Annotated in this window: 19 protein-coding genes and 1 tRNA gene; 10 read left to right on the forward strand and 10 right to left on the reverse strand. The window is 69.3% G+C overall.

Translation table 11 applies throughout. The features are described 5' to 3' along the window. Positions 1–28: 28 nt before the first annotated feature. From rplL to AWB92_RS26075, 5 genes are all read right to left on the reverse strand, one after another. Positions 29–424 carry a 50S ribosomal protein L7/L12 gene (gene rplL, locus AWB92_RS26055; RefSeq protein WP_068133400.1) on the reverse strand — a complete coding sequence of 132 codons (396 nt, stop codon included), beginning with the start codon at positions 422–424 and terminating at the stop codon, positions 29–31. A gap of 42 nt (positions 425–466) precedes the next feature. Further along, positions 467–1,090, reverse strand: a complete 624-nt coding sequence (gene rplJ / locus AWB92_RS26060; RefSeq protein WP_085190809.1) for a 50S ribosomal protein L10 — start codon at positions 1,088–1,090, stop codon at positions 467–469. Between the two features lie 241 nt (positions 1,091–1,331). Next, on the reverse strand, positions 1,332–2,246 hold the full coding sequence (locus tag AWB92_RS26065; RefSeq protein WP_085190811.1) for an ROK family protein: 915 nt from the start codon (positions 2,244–2,246) through the stop codon (positions 1,332–1,334). Continuing rightward, positions 2,246–2,863, reverse strand: coding sequence for a malonyl CoA-ACP transacylase (locus AWB92_RS26070; protein ID WP_085190813.1), 618 nt, complete (start codon positions 2,861–2,863; stop codon positions 2,246–2,248). Before AWB92_RS26070 ends, AWB92_RS26065 begins: the two co-directional genes overlap by 1 nt. Continuing rightward, positions 2,860–7,032 (reverse strand): NEW3 domain-containing protein, encoded by a 4,173-nt coding sequence (locus tag AWB92_RS26075; protein ID WP_085190816.1) that lies wholly within the window; start codon positions 7,030–7,032, stop codon positions 2,860–2,862. Before AWB92_RS26075 ends, AWB92_RS26070 begins: the two co-directional genes overlap by 4 nt. Positions 7,033–7,090: 58 nt before the next feature. Between AWB92_RS26075 and AWB92_RS26080 the strand changes: the two genes are divergently transcribed. The 10 genes from AWB92_RS26080 to AWB92_RS26125 all read left to right on the forward strand — a co-directional run bounded on the left by AWB92_RS26080 (position 7,091) and on the right by AWB92_RS26125 (position 16,777). Then, positions 7,091–7,681 (forward strand): DinB family protein, encoded by a 591-nt coding sequence (locus AWB92_RS26080; protein WP_085190818.1) that lies wholly within the window; start codon positions 7,091–7,093, stop codon positions 7,679–7,681. Further along, the gene (locus AWB92_RS26085; protein WP_085190820.1) at positions 7,657–8,604 is read left to right on the forward strand and encodes an alpha/beta fold hydrolase; all 948 of its coding nucleotides are present in this window, start codon (positions 7,657–7,659) and stop codon (positions 8,602–8,604) included. Before AWB92_RS26080 ends, AWB92_RS26085 begins: the two co-directional genes overlap by 25 nt. 52 nt (positions 8,605–8,656) lie before the next feature. Further along, positions 8,657–10,003: an AarF/ABC1/UbiB kinase family protein gene (locus AWB92_RS26090; RefSeq protein WP_068177359.1), complete on the forward strand. Its 1,347-nt coding sequence runs from the start codon at positions 8,657–8,659 to the stop codon at positions 10,001–10,003. Between the two features lie 9 nt (positions 10,004–10,012). Continuing rightward, a complete protein-coding gene (locus AWB92_RS26095) occupies positions 10,013–10,918 on the forward strand; it encodes an alpha/beta fold hydrolase (protein ID WP_085190822.1) in 906 nt (301 codons plus the stop codon). A 92-nt stretch (positions 10,919–11,010) separates the two neighbouring features. Next, the gene (locus tag AWB92_RS26100) at positions 11,011–11,871 is read left to right on the forward strand and encodes a cyclopropane mycolic acid synthase family methyltransferase (protein ID WP_085190824.1); all 861 of its coding nucleotides are present in this window, start codon (positions 11,011–11,013) and stop codon (positions 11,869–11,871) included. A gap of 36 nt (positions 11,872–11,907) precedes the next feature. Next, the gene (gene mmaA2, locus AWB92_RS26105; RefSeq protein WP_085190826.1) at positions 11,908–12,771 is read left to right on the forward strand and encodes a cyclopropane mycolic acid synthase MmaA2; all 864 of its coding nucleotides are present in this window, start codon (positions 11,908–11,910) and stop codon (positions 12,769–12,771) included. Between the two features lie 116 nt (positions 12,772–12,887). Then, positions 12,888–13,769, forward strand: a complete 882-nt coding sequence (locus AWB92_RS26110; protein WP_085190828.1) for a cyclopropane mycolic acid synthase family methyltransferase — start codon at positions 12,888–12,890, stop codon at positions 13,767–13,769. Positions 13,770–13,856: 87 nt separating this feature from the next. Further along, positions 13,857–14,756 carry a hydroxymycolate synthase MmaA4 gene (mmaA4, locus tag AWB92_RS26115; RefSeq protein WP_085190830.1) on the forward strand — a complete coding sequence of 300 codons (900 nt, stop codon included), beginning with the start codon at positions 13,857–13,859 and terminating at the stop codon, positions 14,754–14,756. 96 nt (positions 14,757–14,852) lie between these two features. Further along, positions 14,853–15,551: a YciI family protein gene (locus AWB92_RS26120; protein ID WP_085190922.1), complete on the forward strand. Its 699-nt coding sequence runs from the start codon at positions 14,853–14,855 to the stop codon at positions 15,549–15,551. 8 nt (positions 15,552–15,559) lie between these two features. Continuing rightward, positions 15,560–16,777 (forward strand): sigma-70 family RNA polymerase sigma factor, encoded by a 1,218-nt coding sequence (locus tag AWB92_RS26125; protein WP_085190832.1) that lies wholly within the window; start codon positions 15,560–15,562, stop codon positions 16,775–16,777. Here the strand turns inward: AWB92_RS26125 and rplA are convergent. From rplA to AWB92_RS26150, 5 genes are all read right to left on the reverse strand, one after another. Further along, on the reverse strand, positions 16,774–17,481 hold the full coding sequence (gene rplA, locus AWB92_RS26130) for a 50S ribosomal protein L1 (protein ID WP_068177375.1): 708 nt from the start codon (positions 17,479–17,481) through the stop codon (positions 16,774–16,776). The genes AWB92_RS26125 and rplA overlap by 4 nt on opposite strands. A 122-nt stretch (positions 17,482–17,603) precedes the next feature. Next, entirely contained in the window at positions 17,604–18,032 is a 429-nt protein-coding gene (rplK, locus tag AWB92_RS26135) for a 50S ribosomal protein L11 (protein ID WP_066907205.1), read from the reverse strand. Between the two features lie 45 nt (positions 18,033–18,077). Beyond that, the gene (nusG, locus tag AWB92_RS26140; protein WP_085190834.1) at positions 18,078–18,854 is read right to left on the reverse strand and encodes a transcription termination/antitermination protein NusG; all 777 of its coding nucleotides are present in this window, start codon (positions 18,852–18,854) and stop codon (positions 18,078–18,080) included. Between the two features lie 28 nt (positions 18,855–18,882). Further along, positions 18,883–19,347, reverse strand: coding sequence for a preprotein translocase subunit SecE (gene secE / locus AWB92_RS26145; protein ID WP_085190836.1), 465 nt, complete (start codon positions 19,345–19,347; stop codon positions 18,883–18,885). A 98-nt stretch (positions 19,348–19,445) separates the two neighbouring features. Further along, a tRNA-Trp gene (locus tag AWB92_RS26150) sits at positions 19,446–19,518 on the reverse strand. Positions 19,519–19,644 lie beyond the last annotated feature (126 nt).

The following is a 19,644-nucleotide window of genomic DNA, read 5'->3' on the forward strand; positions in this document are numbered from 1 at the left end:
GCAGTCCCGGGGGTTTCGCGACGCAGAACTACTTGACGGTGACGGTGGCGCCGGCGGCCTCGAGCTTGGCCTTGGCCTCGTCGGCGGCCTCCTTGGCCACCTTCTCGAGCAGCGGCTTGGGCGCGCCGTCGACGAGGTCCTTGGCCTCCTTGAGGCCCAGGCCGGAGACGATCTCGCGGACCACCTTGATGACGCCGATCTTCTTGTCACCGGCGGCCTCGAGGATGACGTCGAACTCCGACTGCTCCTCGGCGGCCTCGGCGGGCGCGCCACCCGCGGCCGGACCACCGGCGGCGGCGACGGCGACCGGGGCGGCCGCGGTGACCTCGAAGGTCTCCTCGAACTTCTTCACGAAGTCCGAGAGCTCCAGCAGGGTCATTTCCTTGAACGCGTCGAGCAGGTCGTCGCTAGAGATTTTGGCCATGGTGTGGGTCCTTCCTTGTTTTCCTAAGTTGCGGGTTGGTTGTTATTCGGCTTCGGCCGGTGCTTCGGGGGTTTCCTCGGCGGGCGCCGCGGGTGCCTCGGGTGCCGCGGGTTCCTCGGCGGCCGCTGCGGCAGGCTCCGGCGCAGCGGCTTCGGCGGGCTTCTTCTCCTGCAGGGCGGCCAGTAGGCGGGCCATCTGCGAGGCCGGGGCGGCGAACAGGCCGGCCGCCTTGGCCAGGTTGCCCTTCATCGCGCCGGCCAGCTTGGCCAGCAGCACCTCGCGGGACTCCAGGTCCGCGATGCGCTCGACTTCGGAGACGCTCAGCGGGTGGCCATCCATGTAGCCGCCCTTGATGACCAGCGCCTTGTTCTCCTTGGCGAAGGTCTTGATCGCCTTGGCGGCGTCGACCGGCTCGCCGCTGACGAACGCGATGGCCGTCGGGCCGGCGAACAGCTCGTCGAGGCCCTCGATGCCGGCGTCGGCGGCGGCCCGCTTGATCAGCGTGTTCTTGGCCACCGTGTAGGTGGCCGATCCCGCCAGCGAGCGGCGCAGCTCGGCCAGGTTGGCCACCGTCAAACCGCGGTACTCGGTGATCAGGGTGGCCGTCGAGTCCTTGAACTGCTCCGCGATGTCTGCAACGGCGGTGGCCTTGTCAGCCCTGGCCATGCATGCCTCCTGAGGTCAAAGTTGTCGGTGATTCACCGGCGAACGCCTCAAAACGAAGTACGCCCCGGCGCAGGAAGCGGCCGGGGCGTGAATATGCACCGGCGTGCGCCGGTGTTCTGCCTCGTCCTCCTGCGTGGGCCGCCGGGATGTTCCCGGACCTTCAACCGATTGCTCGGTGACCGACGGTCTTCGGTGGATCGGCAACCAGGATAGCCCGCCGCCCCGCGGTCAGCCAAAACGGCTACGCGAGCCCGGCCAGCCTGGCCGCTCCGATCAGGCCGGCCTCGCCGCCCAGCGCCGCGGGCACCACCCGCAGGCCGGCCAGGAACTGCAGCCCGGCGTACTCGGCCAGCGCCGCCCGGAGCGGGTCGAAGAGCAGGTCCCCGGACTTGGCCACGCCGCCGCCGATGACGACGAGGTCGAGGTCGCAGACCGCCCCGACCGACGCGATCATCGCCGCCAACGCGGTGGTGCCCCGGCGAAACGCCCGCTGCGCCACTGGGTCCCCGGCCGCCGCCGCGGCGGCCAGGTCCCGGGCGCCGGCGCCGGGCGGCGCGGTCCACCCGTTTTCCCGCGCCCAGCGCACCATCCACGGTCCGGACGCGACGGTCTCGACGCAGCCGCGCCCGCCGCACGCGCACGGTTGGCCGTCATCCTCGACCACCACGTGACCGACGTGGCCGGCGTTGCCGGTGCGCCCGGTGTACGGAACGCCGTCGAGCACCAGTCCCCCGCCCACGCCGGTGGACACCACCATGCCGAGCATGAAGCGGGCGTCGCGGCCCGCTCCGAGCCAGTGCTCACCGAGCGCCATGCACACGCCGTCCCCGCCGAGGCGCACGGGCACGCCGGGGACCTCGGCCGCGACGCGGTCGCGCAGCGGGAAGCCGCGCCAGGCCGGGATGTTCACCGGGCTGACGGTTCCGGCGGGCAGGTCGATGGGGCCCGCCGAGGCGATGCCCACCGCGGTGACGGCGCCGTCGGCGACGCGCAGCGTGTCGGCGACGATCGCGGCGACCTCGGCCCACACCTCCTCCGCGGAGCCGCCGGGCGGGGTGGGCCGGATGGCGGTGTGCACCAGCGCGCCGCCCGGATCGACCAGGCCGGCGGCGATCTTGGTGCCGCCGATGTCGAGGCAGAGCGTGAGGGCGGCCATCAGTGGCGGTGGGTGTTGTCGGGTTGGCGTGGGTCGCCCGGGTGCTCGTAGCCGGGGGCGAGGCGGACGAGCTCGGCCCGCCGCCCGTCCAGCCACACCCGGAAGGCGCGCCTGCGCGCCGCGCCCTGCAGGTTCTCGGCGATCGCCGAGCGCACCTCCGCCAGCGGCGGCGCGACCTGCGCGGGGGCCCGCCAGCCGTGGGGTCCGGGGCGCGGCGCGGCGAAGCGCAGCGGGTTGCGGGCGTGGTAGCCGGCCACCTCGTCGTCGCCGACCCCGATCGCGGCGGTGACGTCGGCGAACAGCGCGCGCGCCAACGGGTCCGCCAGCGCGGCGGCGGCCACGCTGCCGATCTCCAGCCGCGCGGTCGCGTCGGGCAGCAGCTCGGCCTCAGCGGGCGCGCCGGCGGCGGTGAGGCCGCGGGCGGCGGCCTCGGCGGCGACCACCCGCTCGGTCACGATCAGTTGGGTGAGCCAGCGCCGCAGCTGCCTGCCCTCCGCGGTGCCCCTCGCCGGCAGTGTGTCCGCCCCGCGGCCGCGGCGCAGCCGTGCCTCGGCCGCGTCGACCTCGTCGACGGGCACCGGGTCGCCGGCCACGGTCGCCACCGGACCGGCGCTCATGTCACCGTCACCCGCACCGCCGGCGAGTACACCAGCCGGCCCGCGCAGCCGACCCGGACCAGCGCCCACCACTGGCCGGAATCCAGCCACGGCGGCGGGCTCAGCTCGAAGCCGAGCTCGACCGTGCCGCGGGCGGGCAGCACCGCGCCGAGCGCGGCGGGCCCCATCCACTCCCAGGTGCCCCAGGGGCTGATCAGGTGCGCCTCCAGCGCCAGCGCGGCGCGGGCGTGGGTGCCGACGGTCACGGTCAGCCGGGCGGTCTTGCCCGCCGCGAGCTCGACGTCGCGCGGCCCGTCGACGAGGTACACCAGCTCGCGCCCATCGGCGTCGGCGTGCGCGCCGACCTGCACCACGCACACGTCCTCGACCTCCTGTCGCCACGGCGCCGGCACGTCCCCGGTCAGGCACAGCCGGGCGCGCAGCGGGTAAAGCCCGGGCTGCGCGCGCGCCGGGATCCGCACCGCCACGTCGGCCTCGCGGTGGTCGCCCGCGTGCAGCGTGAACGGCAGCTCCGCCGGTGTGGCCGACCAGCCGTCCGGGCACAGCACCGTCACCTCGCCGTCCAGCGTGGCGTCGGTGCAGTCACCGGCCACCGTGATCCGCAACACCACCTCGCCGCCCGGTTCGGCGGTCACGCGCTGCGGGTGTAGGTGTGCGACGGCCGGCAGCCCACCAAGCGGCGCGGGTCCGCGGTTGTGCAGCCAGTAGCGCGCGTAAAGCGGCTGGGCGGCCTCGGCTTCCGGCGCCAGCCGCGCGAAACCAGTTGCTGCGCTTTGCGTTTCGAGGTTGGCCAGCACGGTGGCCACCTGATAGCCGTGCAGGTCGACCGGTTCCGCGCGTCGGTGCCGCTCCTCCAGCAGGTCGGCGTAGGCGAGCCCGCGCACCGCGGCCACCTCGGAGGTCAGGTCGACGCGGGTGCGCTGCCCGGTCGTCTGCACCAACCTCAGGGCCACCGCGCTCGGATTGACGGGCCGGCCACTGCCTGTGGCCAGCGGGTTGCCGGCCGCCTTGAGGGCGGCCAGCTGGACCGAGCCGGCGGGCTCGACGCTCAACAGCGACCCGGTCGACGGCAGCACACCCTCCCCTTCGCCGGGCACCAGGGCGAGCAGCGGATGGCCGAATTCCGCACTGCGCGCCGGGATCTCGGCCTCGCGCCAGTCGCCGTCGCCGCAGGCCAGCGCGTAGTCGAAGACGTGGGTCCAGTGCTGGAGCTGGAAGTTCGAGCCGTCGGGCGCCGTGCGGCGCGGATCGTCAATCCAGGTGCCCGACGGCCAGCCGGTGCAGGACCGCATCAGCGCGGTGTGCAGCGTGCCGTCGGTCTCGACGGCGAAGCTGGGCACCCCGCGGTTGAGCAGCGCGACGGTACGCGATTCGAATGCTTCCAGGCCCGACGGCGGCCGCTGGTTGACCGCGATCTCGGCATCCTCGAGGTCGTCGACCAGCGACGCGATCGCGGCGGCCAAGCCGTCCTCGGGGACTTTGGGGTCGCCGTCGACCACCAGGACCGGCAGCGCGCGGGGCGCGCGCAGGTCCGCACCGGGCACCCAGGCCGCGGCCAACGGCGTGGCGGCCGGCACCCAGACCCTGGCCCGCCCCGTCGCCGCCAGCTGGCGCTCCAGTTCGGCCGAGTATTCCGGGTCCGCTTGCGCCAGAACGGCTTTGGCAAACGCGTTGCGGTCCGGCCCGCCCAGCGCGATCCGGACATCGGGCAGGTTCGAGTCGACGTCGAGGCAGCCGTAGCGCGGCTTATCGGCGCCGCTGCAGGTGGCCGTGACGCCGGCGCGCACCAGCGCCACCATCAGCTCGCGCGCCAGCGGCCCGGACACCGCCTCCGCCGGCGACACCACCTCGGCCACCGACACCGCCCGAATCCCGGCGCCGACCCGGATCCGGACCGCCGAGGACAGGCCGAACCAGCCGTAGGCCGGGTTGTCCAGGGTCCACAGGTGTCGCGCGGTGTCCACCGAGCGCGCCCCGTCATGCAGCAGCGCGAAGCCCCGCCCGACGACGGCGTCACCCACCTCGCTGACCGGCATGGCGCCCGGCACCGGGCACGGCCAGCGCAGCCGCAACAAGCGGTCCTCGCCGGTGAATTCGTCGATGGCCGTGCGGCAGTCGAGCCGCGCCAGCCCGTTCCACAGCGTCAGGGTTTGCGTGTAGCGCAGCTGATCGCCGATGCGGCCGCGCACCACCAGGCGCTGACCGAGCGGGCCCCGGTAGGCCCGCACCCGCGCCGACGACTCCGACGAGCACACCACCGGCCCCTTGGGCAGCAGGTGCCAAGGACCCTCCCCCTGCCTGGGATGCGACGGGTATTCCTCGTAGAGGGCCAGCTCGTTGCCCAGGCGGCCCGCCGCGATCAGCTGCCGGTCGCCGGAAACCAGGGACGCGATCCCCCCGCCACGCGCCGGGTCGGCCCGAAGCCGGGAGTGCTCGTTGCCGATTTCGTAGCCGGGCATCGGTTCCCAACCGGCGGGTTCGCCCGCCGGCACCAGTCGATAGGCCCGCCAGCCCAGCGACGGCACGTCGCGCGCCAACCAGGTGACCGACCGCCCGTCGTCCTCCACGTGCGCCGGCAGCTCGGTGCCGTCGGGATCGAGCACGCGCACCCCGGGGCCGAGCGGCGCGCCGAGCCGGGCGGTGACGATGTCGGTCCGCTTGTGCGACAACGGGTTCCACACGACCACGTCGCCCCCGGCCCGACCGTCCACCAAGGCCGACAGCAGCGCCAGCGAGTTGTCCCGGGGGGCACGGCCCAGCTCCCACGCGTCGCGCCAGCCGGTCAGCAGGTCGAGGTAGACCTGGTCGGACTCCGAACCGGTGATGGCGTCATGGTGCGCGCCGTAGGCCAGCTGCACCCACGCCTTGGCCAGCGCGGCATGCGGGTACTCGGCGCCCGTCAGCAGCGCGGCGAACACGGCGAAGCGCTCGGCGGCAAGCACGGCGTTCTCGGCGGCCCGGTTGGCCTGTTTGGTGTCGATGTAGGACACGTCCTTGCCGGTGTAGATCGGGTTCATGTCCCGGGTCTGCGGCGACGGCTCGCGACCGCGCTGCGCGAGTTCGGCGCGCACCGCCGCGAAGAAGTCCCGCGGGATCGCGCACACGAACCGCGGCCAGGTGTAGCGCGCCGCCCAGTCGCGATGGATCGCGGTGACCCACTTGTTGGGCGGCGTGTAGTCGGTCCCGACGGGAAGCAGCACGTTGCGCGTCAGGGCGACCTTCTTGAGCCGATGGAACAGCGCGAGCGTGGCGCCCTCCGCCTCGGCGAGCGAGGCCGACTCGTCCATCCCCCAGCCCGCCCCGTAGTGCGCGGGCATGTAGTGGGTGAGCAGCCCGCGGCCCGACGGCGCGATCCACTCGAACTCGCTGCAGAACTGCATGGCTTCGACGTCGCCGCCCGGGCCCCATTGGTGGTGCGGTCCGCGCGCCCACGAACTGGACGTCAGGCCGGCGTCGGCGGCCAGCCCGGGGAATTGCGGGTCGTGGCCGAACACGTCGAGTTGCCACGCGGTGGCCGGGTCGGCGCCGAGGACACCGCGCTGAAAACCCATGCCGTGCACCAGGTTACGAATCGTCGTCTCCGGGCTGGTGAGGTTGGTGTTGGGTTCGTTGTAGGTGCCGCCCATCACCTCGACGCGCCCCTGCGCGATGAACCGGCGCAGGTCGGCGCGGTCCTCGGGGTGGGTGTCCCAATACGGCTTGAGGTAGTCCACCTCGGCCAGCACGAACTTGTACTCGGGCTCGCGGCGGCCCATCTCGAGGTGCGCTCGGACCAGCGCGAAGCCGTTGGCCTGCCGCCCCGGTGGGTCTTCGGCCCATTCGCTGGTGTAGGCGCCCTGGGTGTTCCACCACACCGGGTCGTAGTGAAAGTGACTGACCATGAACATGGTCCAGCCGGGCTCGGCGATGTCGAACTCGAATGGCCTGCTGACGCGCCCGGCGCGCGCCCGCGCGGCTCGGCGCTCGCCGACGACCGGGCGCTCGACCGCGACCGGGACCTCGACGACGTCGCTCCCGGGCCGGGCGATGGCCTCCCCACTCAGGCCGTCGCCGTCGATGCGGATCGGTGTCGGCTCGACGCAGCCCGTGACACCGATGCGCGCGAGCTGCAGCGGCGCGTCCGGCGGCCCGACGAACAGCTCGGTCGAGCCCGCCGAAATCACCTGCATCCCCGCACCTTACGGCGCAACCGGCCGATGTGTCGGCATCTCGACCTAGGATCGGGCCATGCCCGCACTCGCCCCGCCCGTCACCGACGAACGCAACGCCCTGCGCGAATTCCTGGCGTTCCATCAAAGCGCCTATTTCGCCGTCTCGTACGGTCTCACCGACGAGCAGGCCCGCTCCACGCCGTCGGTCAGCGCGCTGTCGGTCGGTGGGCTGGTCAAGCACGTTACGGCCATGCAACGCAACTGGATGGCCCGCGTCGCCGCCGCGCCGGACCTGCCGCCGAAGGATCCCCGGCCGTTCGAGCAGATCGCCAAGGAGTTCGGCGACCAGCACGTGATGCGGCCCGACGAGACGCTGGCCGGGCTGCTGCGGGCGTTCGAAGCGCGGAACGCGGAGTCGCTGCGGCTGGTCGAAACCGCGGACCTCGACGCCACGGTGCCCGTGCCGCGGGACATCCCCTGGTTCCCGAAGGACCAGAAGGCGTGGTCGGTGCGCTGGGTGATCCTGCACGTGATCAACGAGCTGGCCCGCCACGCCGGGCACGCCGACATCGTCCGGGAATCCATCGACGGCGCCACCATGTACGAGCTGATCGCCGGGCTGGAGAATTGGCAGATCGAGGGATGGGTCCAACCCTGGCGCAAATAGGTCAAATCCAAAGCGGCATCGCGCGCCGCGAGACGCCGCACGGCCCGGTCGAGCTCTACTACGAGGATCTCGGCGACCCGGCGGCGCCGCCCGCGCTGCTCATCATGGGCCTGGGCGCCCAGCTGCCGATGTGGCCCGACGGGTTCTGCGCGCAACTTCTCGACGCGGGTTACCGCGTCATCCGCTTCGACCACCGCGACACCGGGCTGTCCGCCAAGATGCACGGACTGCGGGCCGGCGGCTCGGTGTACCGGCGCGTCGGGCGCTACCTGCTGGGCCGGCCCAGCCCGGTGCCCTACACGCTGATCGACATGGCCGGCGACGTGGTGGCCTTGCTGGACCATCTGGACGTCGGCCGGGCGCACGTGGTGGGCGCCTCGCTGGGCGGCATGATCGCGCAGATCCTGGCCGCTACCGAGCCGCACCGGGTGGCGTCGCTGGGCATCATCATGTCGAGCACCGGCAAGCCGTTCGCCGCGTTGCCGACCTGGCGCGTCATCAGACTGGCCTTCGATCCGCCGGCCAAGGACGCCTCGCTGGAGGAGAAGTTGGCCTTCGAGGTGCGCAACGTCGCGGTGTTCAACGGCCCCAACTTCCTGCCGCCCGAGGCCGAGCTGCGCGAACGGGTGCGCCAACTCGCCGACCGCTGCAGCTACCCGCCGGGCATGCTGCGCCAATTCGACGCCGTGCTGGGTACCGGCAGCCTGCTGGGTTACAGCAAGGCGATCACCGCCCCGACCGTCGTGCTGCACGGTTCGGCGGACCCGATGGTGCGGCCGCGCAACGGGCGCGCCGTCGCCGCGGCCATCCCCGGGGCGCGGTTCGTGGTGATCGACGGGATGGGACACGACCTCCCCAAACAGGTCTGGCGGCCGATCATCGAAACGCTCACCGAGAACTTCGCGCTCGGCGAGAACCGGTGAGCGCGCTCACAGGAATTGGGACTTGACAGTCTCGATTTGGCAGACTGCACAGATGACTACTACCAAGCACCGCGAGGTGGCCAAGCTCGACCGGGTGCCGTTGCCGGTCGAAGCGGCCCGGGTAGCAGCCACCGGCTGGCAGGTCACCCGCGCCGCCGCAAACATCCTGACCAAGCTGCCCAGCAAGGGGCCGTGGCAGCAGAAGGTGATCAAGCAGCTTCCCAACACGTTCGCCGACCTGGGTCCCACGTACGTGAAGTTCGGGCAGATCATCGCGTCCAGCCCCGGCGCGTTCGGCGAGTCGCTGTCGCGCGAATTCCGCGGCCTGCTCGACCGGGTGCCGCCCGCCGACGCCAAAGAGGTGCACAAGCTCTTCGTCGAGGAGCTGGGCGCCGACCCCGCCGAGCTGTTCGCCAAGTGGGACGAAACGCCGTTCGCGTCGGCGTCGATTGCGCAGGTGCACTACGCCACCCTGCACACCGGCGAGGAGGTCGTCGTCAAGATCCAGCGGCCGGGCATCCGCCGCCGGGTCGCCGCGGACCTGCAGATCCTCAAGCGCTTCGCCCAGGCGGTCGAGCTGGCCAAGCTCGGCCGTCGGCTCTCGGCCCAGGATGTGGTCGCCGACTTCTCCGACAATCTGGCCGAGGAGCTGAACTTCCGCCTCGAGGCGCAGTCGATGGAGGCCTGGGTGTCGCACCTGCACGCCTCACCGCTGGGCAAGAACATCCGGGTGCCGCAGGTGCACTGGGACTTCACCAGCGACCGGGTGCTGACCATGGAACGCGTGCACGGCATCCGCATCGACGACGTCGCCGCCATCCGCAAGGCCGGGTTCGACGGCACCGAGCTGGTGAAGGCGCTGTTGTTCTCCCTCTTCGAGGGCGGGCTGCGGCACGGGCTGTTCCACGGTGACCTGCACGCCGGCAACCTCTACGTCGACGATCAGGGCCGCATCGTGTTCTTCGACTTCGGCATCATGGGCCGCATCGACCCCCGCACCCGCTGGCTGCTGCGCGAGCTGGTGTACGCGCTGCTGGTGAAGAAGGACCACGCCTCGGCCGGCAAGATCGTGGTGCTGATGGGCGCCGTCGGCACCATGAAGCCCGAGGCCCAGGCCGCCAAGGACCTGGAGCGCTTCGCCACCCCGCTGACCATGCAGACGCTGGGCGACATGTCCTACGCCGACATCGGCCGGCAGCTGTCGACGCTGGCCGACGCCTATGACGTCAAGCTGCCCCGGGAGCTGGTGCTCATCGGCAAGCAGTTCCTCTACGTCGAGCGGTACATGAAGCTGCTCGCCCCGAAGTGGCAGATGATGTCGGACCCGCAGCTGACGGGTTACTTCGCCAATTTCATGGTCGAGGTCAGCCGCGAGCACCAGACCGACGTGGAGGTCTAGGGCTGCCCGATGGAAATCCGCACCGGCACCGCGATCTCGGGCGACCTCAAGCTCTACTACGAGGACATGGGTGACGTCGACGACCCACCCGTGCTGCTGATCATGGGGCTGGGCGCGCAGCTGCTGCTGTGGCGGACCGCGTTCTGCGAGAAGCTCGTCGCCCAGGGCCTGCGGGTCATCCGGTACGACAATCGCGACGTCGGCCTGTCCAGCAAGACGCCGAAGGCGGGCGCCGGCGAGCCCATGGTCCCGCGGCTGCTGCGGTTCTGGTTCGGGCTACGCGCCGAGGCGGCCTACGCGCTGGAAGACCTGGCCGACGACGCGGCCGCCGTGCTGGATCACCTGGCCATCGAGCGCGCCCACATCGTCGGGGCGTCGATGGGCGGCATGATCGCGCAGGTGTTCGCGGCGCGATTCGCCGAGCGGACCAAGAGCCTGGCCGTCATCTTCTCCAGCAACAATCGCCCGTTCTTGCCGCCGCCCGCCCCGCGCGCCCTGCTTGCGGTGCTCAAGGGGCCGCCGCCCGGCTCGCCGCTCGACATGATCGTCGACAACGTCGTGCGCGTCACCAAGATCACCGGCAGCCCGCGCTACCGCGCGCCCGAGGAGCAGGTGCGCGCCGAGGCGATCGAGGGTTACGAACGCAGCTACTACCCCTGGGGCGTCGCCCGGCATTTCAGCGCGATCATGGCCAGCGGCAGCCTGCTGCGTTACAACCGGCGCACGGTCGCGCCGACCGTGGTGATACACGGCCGCGCGGACAAACTGATGCCACCCTCCGGCGGCCGCGCCGTCGCGCGCGCCATCGACGGCGCTCGACTAGTCTTGTTTGACGGCATGGGCCACGACCTGCCTCAGCAGTTGTGGGATCGGCTGATCGGCGTGCTGACTAGCAACTTCGCCGACGCCAGCTAGAGGCCAGGCTCGGCCGGTTTCCGGAGCGCTTTTGTGATTTCACGGACGCTCTTACCCCGTTGTACGGTATGGCGTTGGGAGGATGTCGAATAATGGCGGAGCTGGAACCGTATTACGCAGACTCGCAAGCGGCGTACGACATTTCGGACGACTTCTTCGGTCTGTTCCTTGACCCAACCTGGGTCTACACCTGCGCATACTTCGAGCGCGACGACATGACGCTCGAAGAGGCACAACTCGCCAAATTGGATCTGGCGCTGGACAAGCTGCAGCTGCAGCCCGGCATGACGCTGCTCGACGTCGGGTGCGGCTGGGGCGGGGCGCTGGTCCGCGCGGTGGAGAAGTATGACGTCAACGTCATCGGACTTACCTTGTCCCGCAACCACTACGAGCGCAGCAAGGCCAGGCTGGCGGCCATCCCGACGACACGACACGCCGAGGCGCGGTTGCAGGGCTGGGAGGAGTTCGACGAGAAGGTCGACCGGATCATCACCATCGAGGCCTTCGACGCCTTCCACAAGGAGCGCTACGGCACGTTCTTCGAGCGCTCGTACGACATCCTCCCCGACGACGGTCGCATGCTGTTGCACAGCATCTTCACCCACCCGCAGACGTACTGGCGCGAGCACGGCATCAAGGTGACGATGAGCGACCTGCGATTCTTTCGCTTTCTCGGGACGGAGATCTTTCCGGGCGGCGGGATGTGCAGCGAGGCCGATATCGTCGACAATGCACGAGCCGCTGGGTTCACGGTCGAAGAGATCCAATACCTGCATCCGCACTACGCGCGGACGCTCGACATGTGGGCGGCCAATCTGCGGGACAATCGGGAACGCGCGATCGCCATCCAGTCCGAAGAGGTCTACGACCGCTACATGCGCTATCTCACCGGCTGCGCGAACCTCTTCCGCAAAGGCATCTCCAACGTGGGCCAATACACCCTGACGAAGTGAGGTGTCCGGCCGGCACCGAGGGAGGAACATAACGCCATGGCCAAGGATCTGACGCCGCACTTCGACGACGTGCAGGCGCACTACGACCTATCCGACGACTTCTTCCGCCTGTTCCTCGACCCGACCCAGACGTACAGCTGCGCCTACTTCGAGCGTGACGACATGACGCTGGAAGAGGCGCAGCTCGCCAAGATCGACCTGGCCCTGGGCAAGTTGGGCCTGCGGGCGGGCATGACGCTGCTCGACGTCGGCTGCGGCTGGGGTGCCACCATGCGCCGGGCGATCGAGAAATACGACGTCAACGTCGTGGGCCTGACGTTGTCGAAAAACCAAGCGGCCCATGTGCAAAAGTCGTTCGACGCCATGGACAGCCCGCGCAACAAGCGGGTGTTGCTGGCCGGCTGGGAGCAGTTCGACGAGCCCGTCGACCGCATCGTGTCGATCGGCGCGTTCGAGCACTTCGGCCACGACCGCTATGACGATTTCTTCAAGCTCGCGCACAGAGTCCTCCCCACCGACGGGGTGATGCTGCTGCACACGATCACCGGGCTGACGGGCCCGCAGTGCGCCGAGCGCGGCATTCCGCTGACGTTCGAGACGGCGCGGTTCATCAAGTTCATCGTCACCGAGATCTTCCCGGGCGGACGGTTGCCGTCGATCGAGATGGTCCAGGAGCGGTCGGCGCAGGCGGGGTTCACGTTGACCCGCCGGCAGTCGCTGCAGCCGCATTACGCCCGGACCCTCGACCTGTGGGCCGCGGCCCTCGAGGCGCACCGGGACGAGGCCATCGCGATCCAGTCCGAAGAGGTCTACGAGCGGTACATGAAGTACCTGACCGGCTGCGCCGACGCGTTCCGGATCGGGTACATCGATGTCAACCAGTTCACGCTGGAGAAATAGCGGTACCGCCAGAAACCCGCGGCATGCGGTCTTAAATGCAAATTATGCGGCTCTGCCCGGTGTAGGGTCCCCGGGGATGGACACCTGGTCCAGGTGTGCGTCCATCGGGAGGGCACATGTCTGACAACTCATCGGTCCCCACGCGCACGCGATCTAATATCGGCGATGTCCAGGCACATTACGACCTTTCGGACGAATTCTTTGCACTGTTTGTCGACCCAACCCGCACGTACAGCTGCGCGTACTTCGCGCGCGAGGACATGACCCTGCAGGAAGCGCAGGTCGCCAAGCTCGACATGACGCTGGACAAGCTGGGCCTCGAGGCCGGCATGACGCTGCTCGACATCGGCTGCGGCTGGGGCTCGACGATGAAGCGCGCCATTGAGCGCTACGACGTCAACGTCGTCGGGCTGACCCTGTCCAAGAACCAGCATGCGTACTGCCAACAACTGCTCGATGGAGTCGACAGCACTCGTTCGCGACGGGTGCTGCTGCGGGATTGGGCGGAGTTCGGCGAGTCGGTCGACCGCATCGTCGTCATCGAAGCGTTGGAGCACTTTGGCTTTGACCGCTACGACGATTTCTTCAAGTACGCGTACGCGGCTCTGCCGGCCGACGGTGTGATGCTGCTGCACACGATCACGGGGTTGCACGGAAGGCAGCTCATTGAGCGCGGCATACCAGTGACGATGGAATTGGCCAAGTTCATCAGGTTCATCGTGACCGACATCTTCCCGGGCGGCCGGCTGCCGACGATCGAGAAAGTCCAGGAACACTCGGAGCGGGCCGGATTCAAAATCGTCCGCATGCAGTCACTGCAGCCGGACTTCGCCCGGACCCTGGATTTCTGGGCCGAGGCGCTCGAGGCGCACAGGGACGAGGCCATCGCGATCCAGTCCGAAGAGGTGTACGAACGGTACATGAAATATCTGACCGGCTGCGCCAAGGGATTCAGGACCGGCTACGTCGACTGCGACCAATTCACGCTCGCGAAGTGACCTTGGGTATCGTTGCAGGCCAGACAACGCCACGCGGCATACCTGCAGTTCAGGCGGCGAACGCGATTTCAGGAGAGCAAGACGAGAATGGCTGAGCAACCGAGCCCGACGAAGACGCGGACGCGCTTCGAAGACATTCAGGCGCACTACGACGTCTCCGACGATTTCTTCGCCTTGTTCCAGGACCCGACCCGGACGTACAGCTGCGCCTACTTCGAGCCGCCGGATTTGACGCTCAAGGAAGCCCAGCTGGCCAAGATCGATCTCAACCTGGACAAGCTCGACCTCAAGCCGGGCATGACGCTGCTTGACATCGGCTGCGGCTGGGGGACGACCATGAAGCGCGCGGTCGAGAAGTACGACGTCAACGTAATCGGCCTGACGCTGTCCAAGAACCAGCACGCCCGCAGCGAGCAGGTGCTTGCGGCGCTCGACACCGGCCGCTCGCGCGAGGTTCGCCTGCACGGCTGGGAGGACTTCACCGACCCGGTCGACCGGATCGTGTCGATCGAGGCCTTCGAGCACTTCGGCCATGAGAACTACCCCGACTTCTTCAAGCGGTGTTTCGACATCATGCCCGACGACGGCCGGATGACCATTCAAAGCAGCGTGAGCTACCATCCCTACGACATGGCCGCCCGCGGCAAAAAGATCACTTTCGAGACGGTGCGGTTCATCAAGTTCATTGTCACCGAGATATTCCCGGGCGGCCGATTGCCGTCCACCGAGATGATGGTCGAGCATGGCGAGAAGGCCGGTTTCGTTGTTCCCGAACCGCTTTCGCTGCGGCCGCACTACATCAGAACGCTGCACATGTGGGGCGATGCGCTCGAAGCCAACCGGGACAAGGCCATCGAAATCACCTCCGAAGAGGTCTACGAGCGGTACATGAAGTACCTGCGCGGCTGCGAGCACTACTTCGACTACGAGTTGCTCGACTGCAGCCTGGTGACCTACCTCAAGCCGGGTGCCGTCTCCGCCTCCTAAGTTTTTTGCGGCGACTGTCGGATCGGGGCTGCGCCGTTCGTCGAGTAGGTAGAGAGTGGAGCACGAGGCTTCGCTCACTACCCGGAGGTGACGAACATGCAGTACTTCGCCCTGTTGATCGGCCAGGAGCAAGACCGCTCACCCGACGACGCGGCCGCCGCGATGGCGGAATGGGAGAGCTTCCACGCCAAGGCCGGCTCCGCGATCAAGTCCGGCGACGCGCTGGCTCCCGCCGCCGCGGCCGCGACCATCACCGGCGGCCCGGACGCGCCGATGGTGACCGACGGGCCCTTCGCCGAGGGCGCGGAGGTGGCCTGCGGCTACTACGTGTTCGAGGCGGAAAACCTCGATGAGGCGCTGGCACTGGCGCGCGACGTCCCGATCGCCAAGTGGGGGGCCGTGGAAGTCTGGCCGACCGTCCACTCGGTTGAGCTGTCCCGCAAGCTCACCGGCAACGACTGGCTCGCGCTGCTGCTGGAACCGGCCGAATCCGCGCACACCCCGGGCACGCCGGAGTGGGAGGCGGTGGCCGCCAAGCACGCCGATCTGCATGCGGCCGCCGGCGATCGCATCATCGGCGGTGCCGCGTTGCACGACCGGTCCACGGCGACGACCGTGCGGGTGCGCAACGGCGAGGTCCTGATCACCGACGGGCCGTATGTCGAGGGAGCCGAAATCGCTACGGGCATCTACCTGCTCGGCGCCGCGGATCGCGACGAGGCCGTCAAGGTCGCGTCGATGATCCCCGCCTCGACCGTGCAGTTGCGGCAGCTGGCCGGGATCTCCGCGCTCTAGCTCAGCCGATGACAGGCCTGGACGGCGTCTTCCGCCGGGAGTGGGGTCCGGCCGTCGCCGCGCTCGCGCGGTGGTCCGGCGACCTCACGGTTGCGGAGGACGCCGTCCAGGAGGCCTGCGCCGAGGCGTTGCACACCTGGTCTCGCGACGGCGTGCCGGACAGCCCCGGCGGCTGGCTGGTGACCGTCGCGCGCAACCGCGCGCGGGACCGGCTGCGCCGCGAATCGGTGCGCCCCGGAAAGGAATTGGCGGCTGTGGTGGACGAGATTCGGGCGCGCACCGATCACACCGACCCGCACCCCGTCGTCGACGACGAGCTGCGGATGATGTTCACCTGCGCGCACCCGGCGCTGGACCGGCCGTCGCAGCTGGCGCTCACGCTGCGGTTGGTGTCCGGGCTGACCGTCGCCGAGATCGCCCGCGCGCTGCTACAGAGCGAGGCTGCCGTCGGGCAGCGAATCACCCGCGCCAAGAACAAGGTTCGGCACGCCAACATCCCGCTGCGGGTGCCACCCGCCGAGCTGCTGCCCGAGCGCACACCGCACGTGCTCGGCTGCATCTACTCGGTGTTCACCGAGGGCTATTGGTCGACCGCCGGCCCGTCGGCGATCCGCGACGAACTGTGCGACGAAGGGGTCCGGCTGGCACAGGAGCTGTGCGGGCTGATGCCGCACGAGCCCGAGGCGCACGCGCTGGCCGCCCTTGTGCTGCTGCACGATTCGCGGCGCGCGACCCGGGTGGACGCCGACGGGCTGCTGGTGCCGCTCGAGGAGCAGGACCGCCGCCGCTGGGACCGCGGCCGCATCGCCCGCGGGCTGGACCGGTTACGGCGGGCCGAGGGATCGACCGGCCCCTACCTGCCGCAGGCGGTGATCGCCGCGCTGCACGCGACGGCGCCGTCCTGGGAGCAAACGGATTGGGTCACCATCTGCGCGGCCTACGACCGGCTGCTGTCGATGACGGACTCCCCGGTGGCCCGCGCCAACCGCGCGATCGCGATCGGCTTCCGCGACGGCCCCGACGCGGGCCTTGCGGCGCTGGACAAGGCAGCGGACGATCCCCGGCTGGGCCGCTCGAATCTCGTGGCGACGCTGCGCGCCGATCTGCTTCGGCGCGCGGGACGGCTCGCCGAAGCCGTGCAGTGGTACCGAACGGCGTTGCAGTCCAACGGCTCCGAGCCGGGCCGCGAGTTCCTGCGGCGCCGCATCGCCGAGTGCGGCGGTTAGGCCTCCGCGAAGTTGCGGGTGACGGCCGGGTCCACCGGGATGCCCGGGCCCGTGGTCGTCGACACCGTGATCTTCTTCAGGTAGCGACCCTTCGATGACGACGGCTTGAGCCGCAGCACCTCGTCGATCGCGGCGCCGTAGTTCTCCGCCAGGCTCTTCTCGTCGAACGACGCCTTGCCGATGACGAAGTGCAGGTTGGCCTGCTTGTCCACGCGGAAGTTGATCTTGCCGCCCTTGATGTCGGCCACGGCCTTGGCGACGTCGGGCGTGACGGTGCCGGTCTTGGGGTTGGGCATCAGGCCGCGCGGACCCAGGATCCGCGCGATGCGGCCGACCTTGGCCATCTGGTCGGGGGTGGCGATCGCGGCGTCGAAGTCGAGGAACCCGCCCTGGATCTTTTCGATCAGGTCGTCGCTGCCCACGATGTCCGCGCCGGCGGCCTGCGCCTGTTCGGCCTTGTCGCCGACGGCGAAGACCGCGACCCGGGCCGTCTTACCGGTGCCGTGCGGCAGGTTGACGGTGCCACGGACCATCTGGTCGGCCTTGCGCGGGTCGACGCCGAGCCGGATCGCCACCTCGACGGTCGCGTCCTGCTTGGCCGACGACGTCTCCTTGGCGAGCTTGGCCGCCTGAAGCGGGGTGTACAGGTTGTCGCGGTCCACCTTCTCGGCGGCGGCGCGGTATGCCTTGCTGTTCTTGCTCATTGATTCATCCAATCTGGTGTTGGGTCGTGGTTAGCGGGCCGAAGCTGGCCCTCCCACGAGGTCTGATTTGTCGGATTCCTCCTCGGGCCGTACCGGCCCGCATCGTCACCCGACGGGTGGTGCTATTCGACGGTAATGCCCATCGACCGGGCGGTACCGGCGATGATCTTGGCGGCGGCGTCGATGTCGTTGGCGTTGAGGTCCGCCTTCTTGGTCTCGGCGATCTCTTTGACCTGATCCCAGCTGACCTTGGCGACCTTGGTCTTGTGCGGCTCGGCCGAGCCCTTGCCCACGCCGGCGGCCTTGAGCAGCAGCTTGGCGGCCGGCGGCGTCTTGAGCGCGAAGGTGAAGCTGCGGTCCTCGTAGACCGTGATCTCCACCGGAATGACGTTGCCGCGCTGGTTTTCCGTCGCGGCGTTGTACGCCTTGCAGAACTCCATGATGTTGACGCCGTGCTGGCCGAGCGCGGGCCCGACCGGCGGGGCGGGGTTGGCCTGCCCGGCCTGAATCTGCAGCTTGATCAGCCCAACGACTTTCTTCTTCGGGGCCATGAGATGTTGTGGTTCCTTCCTTGCTACTGGGCTGAATTCGCCCGGCTAAATCTTCGAGACTTGGCTGAACGTCAATTCGACGGGGGTTTCGCGGCCGAAGATCGATACCAGCACCTTGAGCTTCTGCTGTTCGCCGTTGACCTCGCTGATGGTGGCCGGCAACGTCGCGAACGGTCCGTCCATGACCGTCACCGATTCGCCGACCTCGTAGTCGACCTCGACGGTCGGGCGCTCCAGGCCACCGGCCTCGGCGACCGTGGCGGCGCTGGCCGCGCCCTTGGCGGCCTTCTTCGCCGCCCCCCGCGGCAGCAGGAACTTCACCACGTCGTCGAGCGCCAGGGCCGACGGGCGCGATGTCGCGCCGACGAAACCGGTGACGCCCGGGGTGTTGCGCACCGCGGCCCACGAGTCGTCGGTCAGATCCATCCGCACCAGGATGTAGCCCGGCAGCACCTTGCGGTTGACCTGCTTGCGCTGGCCGTTCTTGATCTCGGTGACCTCTTCGGTGGGCACCTCGACCTGGAAGATGTAGTCGCCGACGTCCAGGTTCTGCACGCGGGTTTCCAGGTTGGCTTTCACCTTGTTCTCGTAACCCGCGTAGGAGTGGATGACGTACCAGTCGCCGGGCTTGCTGCGCAGGTCCGCCTTGAGCGCGGCGGCGGGGTCGTCCTCGACCTCCTCGCTCGGCGCGGCCTGCGCCTCCTCGCCCGGGGCGTCGGTGGTCTCGAGGGTCTCGCTGGTCTCGGCGGCCTCGGTGGTCTCGGCGACGTCTTGCACGTCGACCGCTTCACCCGCGGACGTGTCACCGTCGAAGGTAGTCACGGTTCTCGGTCCTTCCTATAACTCAAGCTCAGCCGAACACCAGCAGCACCAGTTTGGCCAGGCCGAAATCAGCCAGGCCGACCAGCGCCACCATGAACGCCAGGAACGCCAGCACCACGGAGGTGTAGGTGAGCATCTGCCGGCGGTTGGGCCAGATCACCTTCCGCATCTCCGCAACGACCTGCTTGAGGTAGTTGTAGACGAATGCGAACGGGTTGACCGAACGGGCGCCGGGCTTCTTCGCGGTCTTGGCCTTGGTCGTCCGAGCCGTCCGGCCCTTCTTGGCCTTGCCCTCCTTGGCGACCTCGACCTCGTCCGGCGACTCCGCGTCGACGGACGAACCCGAGTCGTCGGCCACGCGTTGCCGCGTCCGCTTGCCGGTCGGCCGTTGGGGCCGGGTCACCACGGCCGTCCGACCACCGCTGTCGCGGCTCTCGTCAGTGTCGCCGCCGTCGCGTGCGGCGTCGTTGGCAGCGTCGCCCTCGTCGCTCACCGCATGCTCCTTTGTTTGCTAGTTTCCTGCGAGCCGTCCCGCATGATGGGGCACTTCTTCCAGTGTCCACCATGGCACGGACCGCATGCGTCCGTCAGCAGGGGCGACAGGACTTGAACCTGCAACCTGCGGTTTTGGAGACCGCTGCTCTGCCAGTTGAGCTACGCCCCTTCGCGGTTGGCAGGCCAACCTGCGCTTACCTGCCGGGGCTTACATGACAGGCGCGCTCCCCGATTACTCGAATCCCGGAAAGCGCGCTGATGCTGGGAAAACCCCGAGGTCCGAGTGTACATCGGC

This window comes from Mycobacterium sp. IEC1808, from assembly GCF_002101935.1.
In the GTDB taxonomy this organism is placed as follows: domain Bacteria; phylum Actinomycetota; class Actinomycetes; order Mycobacteriales; family Mycobacteriaceae; genus Mycobacterium.

Bases quoted from the DNA above. Each gene is read 5' to 3' on its own strand.
- rplL (WP_068133400.1), bottom strand. From the start codon at position 424: ATGGCCAAAATCTCTAGCGACGACCTGCTCGACGCGTTCAAGGAAATG.
- rplJ (WP_085190809.1), bottom strand. From the start codon at position 1,090: ATGGCCAGGGCTGACAAGGCCACCGCCGTTGCAGACATCGCGGAGCAG.
- AWB92_RS26065 (WP_085190811.1), bottom strand. From the start codon at position 2,246: ATGGCCGCCCTCACGCTCTGCCTCGACATCGGCGGCACCAAGATCGCC.
- AWB92_RS26070 (WP_085190813.1), bottom strand. From the start codon at position 2,863: ATGAGCGCCGGTCCGGTGGCGACCGTGGCCGGCGACCCGGTGCCCGTC.
- AWB92_RS26075 (WP_085190816.1), bottom strand. From the start codon at position 7,032: ATGCAGGTGATTTCGGCGGGCTCGACCGAGCTGTTCGTCGGGCCGCCG.
- AWB92_RS26080 (WP_085190818.1), top strand. From the start codon at position 7,091: ATGCCCGCACTCGCCCCGCCCGTCACCGACGAACGCAACGCCCTGCGC.
- AWB92_RS26085 (WP_085190820.1), top strand. From the start codon at position 7,657: ATGGGTCCAACCCTGGCGCAAATAGGTCAAATCCAAAGCGGCATCGCG.
- AWB92_RS26090 (WP_068177359.1), top strand. From the start codon at position 8,657: ATGACTACTACCAAGCACCGCGAGGTGGCCAAGCTCGACCGGGTGCCG.
- AWB92_RS26095 (WP_085190822.1), top strand. From the start codon at position 10,013: ATGGAAATCCGCACCGGCACCGCGATCTCGGGCGACCTCAAGCTCTAC.
- AWB92_RS26100 (WP_085190824.1), top strand. From the start codon at position 11,011: ATGGCGGAGCTGGAACCGTATTACGCAGACTCGCAAGCGGCGTACGAC.
- mmaA2 (WP_085190826.1), top strand. From the start codon at position 11,908: ATGGCCAAGGATCTGACGCCGCACTTCGACGACGTGCAGGCGCACTAC.
- AWB92_RS26110 (WP_085190828.1), top strand. From the start codon at position 12,888: ATGTCTGACAACTCATCGGTCCCCACGCGCACGCGATCTAATATCGGC.
- mmaA4 (WP_085190830.1), top strand. From the start codon at position 13,857: ATGGCTGAGCAACCGAGCCCGACGAAGACGCGGACGCGCTTCGAAGAC.
- AWB92_RS26120 (WP_085190922.1), top strand. From the start codon at position 14,853: ATGCAGTACTTCGCCCTGTTGATCGGCCAGGAGCAAGACCGCTCACCC.
- AWB92_RS26125 (WP_085190832.1), top strand. From the start codon at position 15,560: ATGACAGGCCTGGACGGCGTCTTCCGCCGGGAGTGGGGTCCGGCCGTC.
- rplA (WP_068177375.1), bottom strand. From the start codon at position 17,481: ATGAGCAAGAACAGCAAGGCATACCGCGCCGCCGCCGAGAAGGTGGAC.
- rplK (WP_066907205.1), bottom strand. From the start codon at position 18,032: ATGGCCCCGAAGAAGAAAGTCGTTGGGCTGATCAAGCTGCAGATTCAG.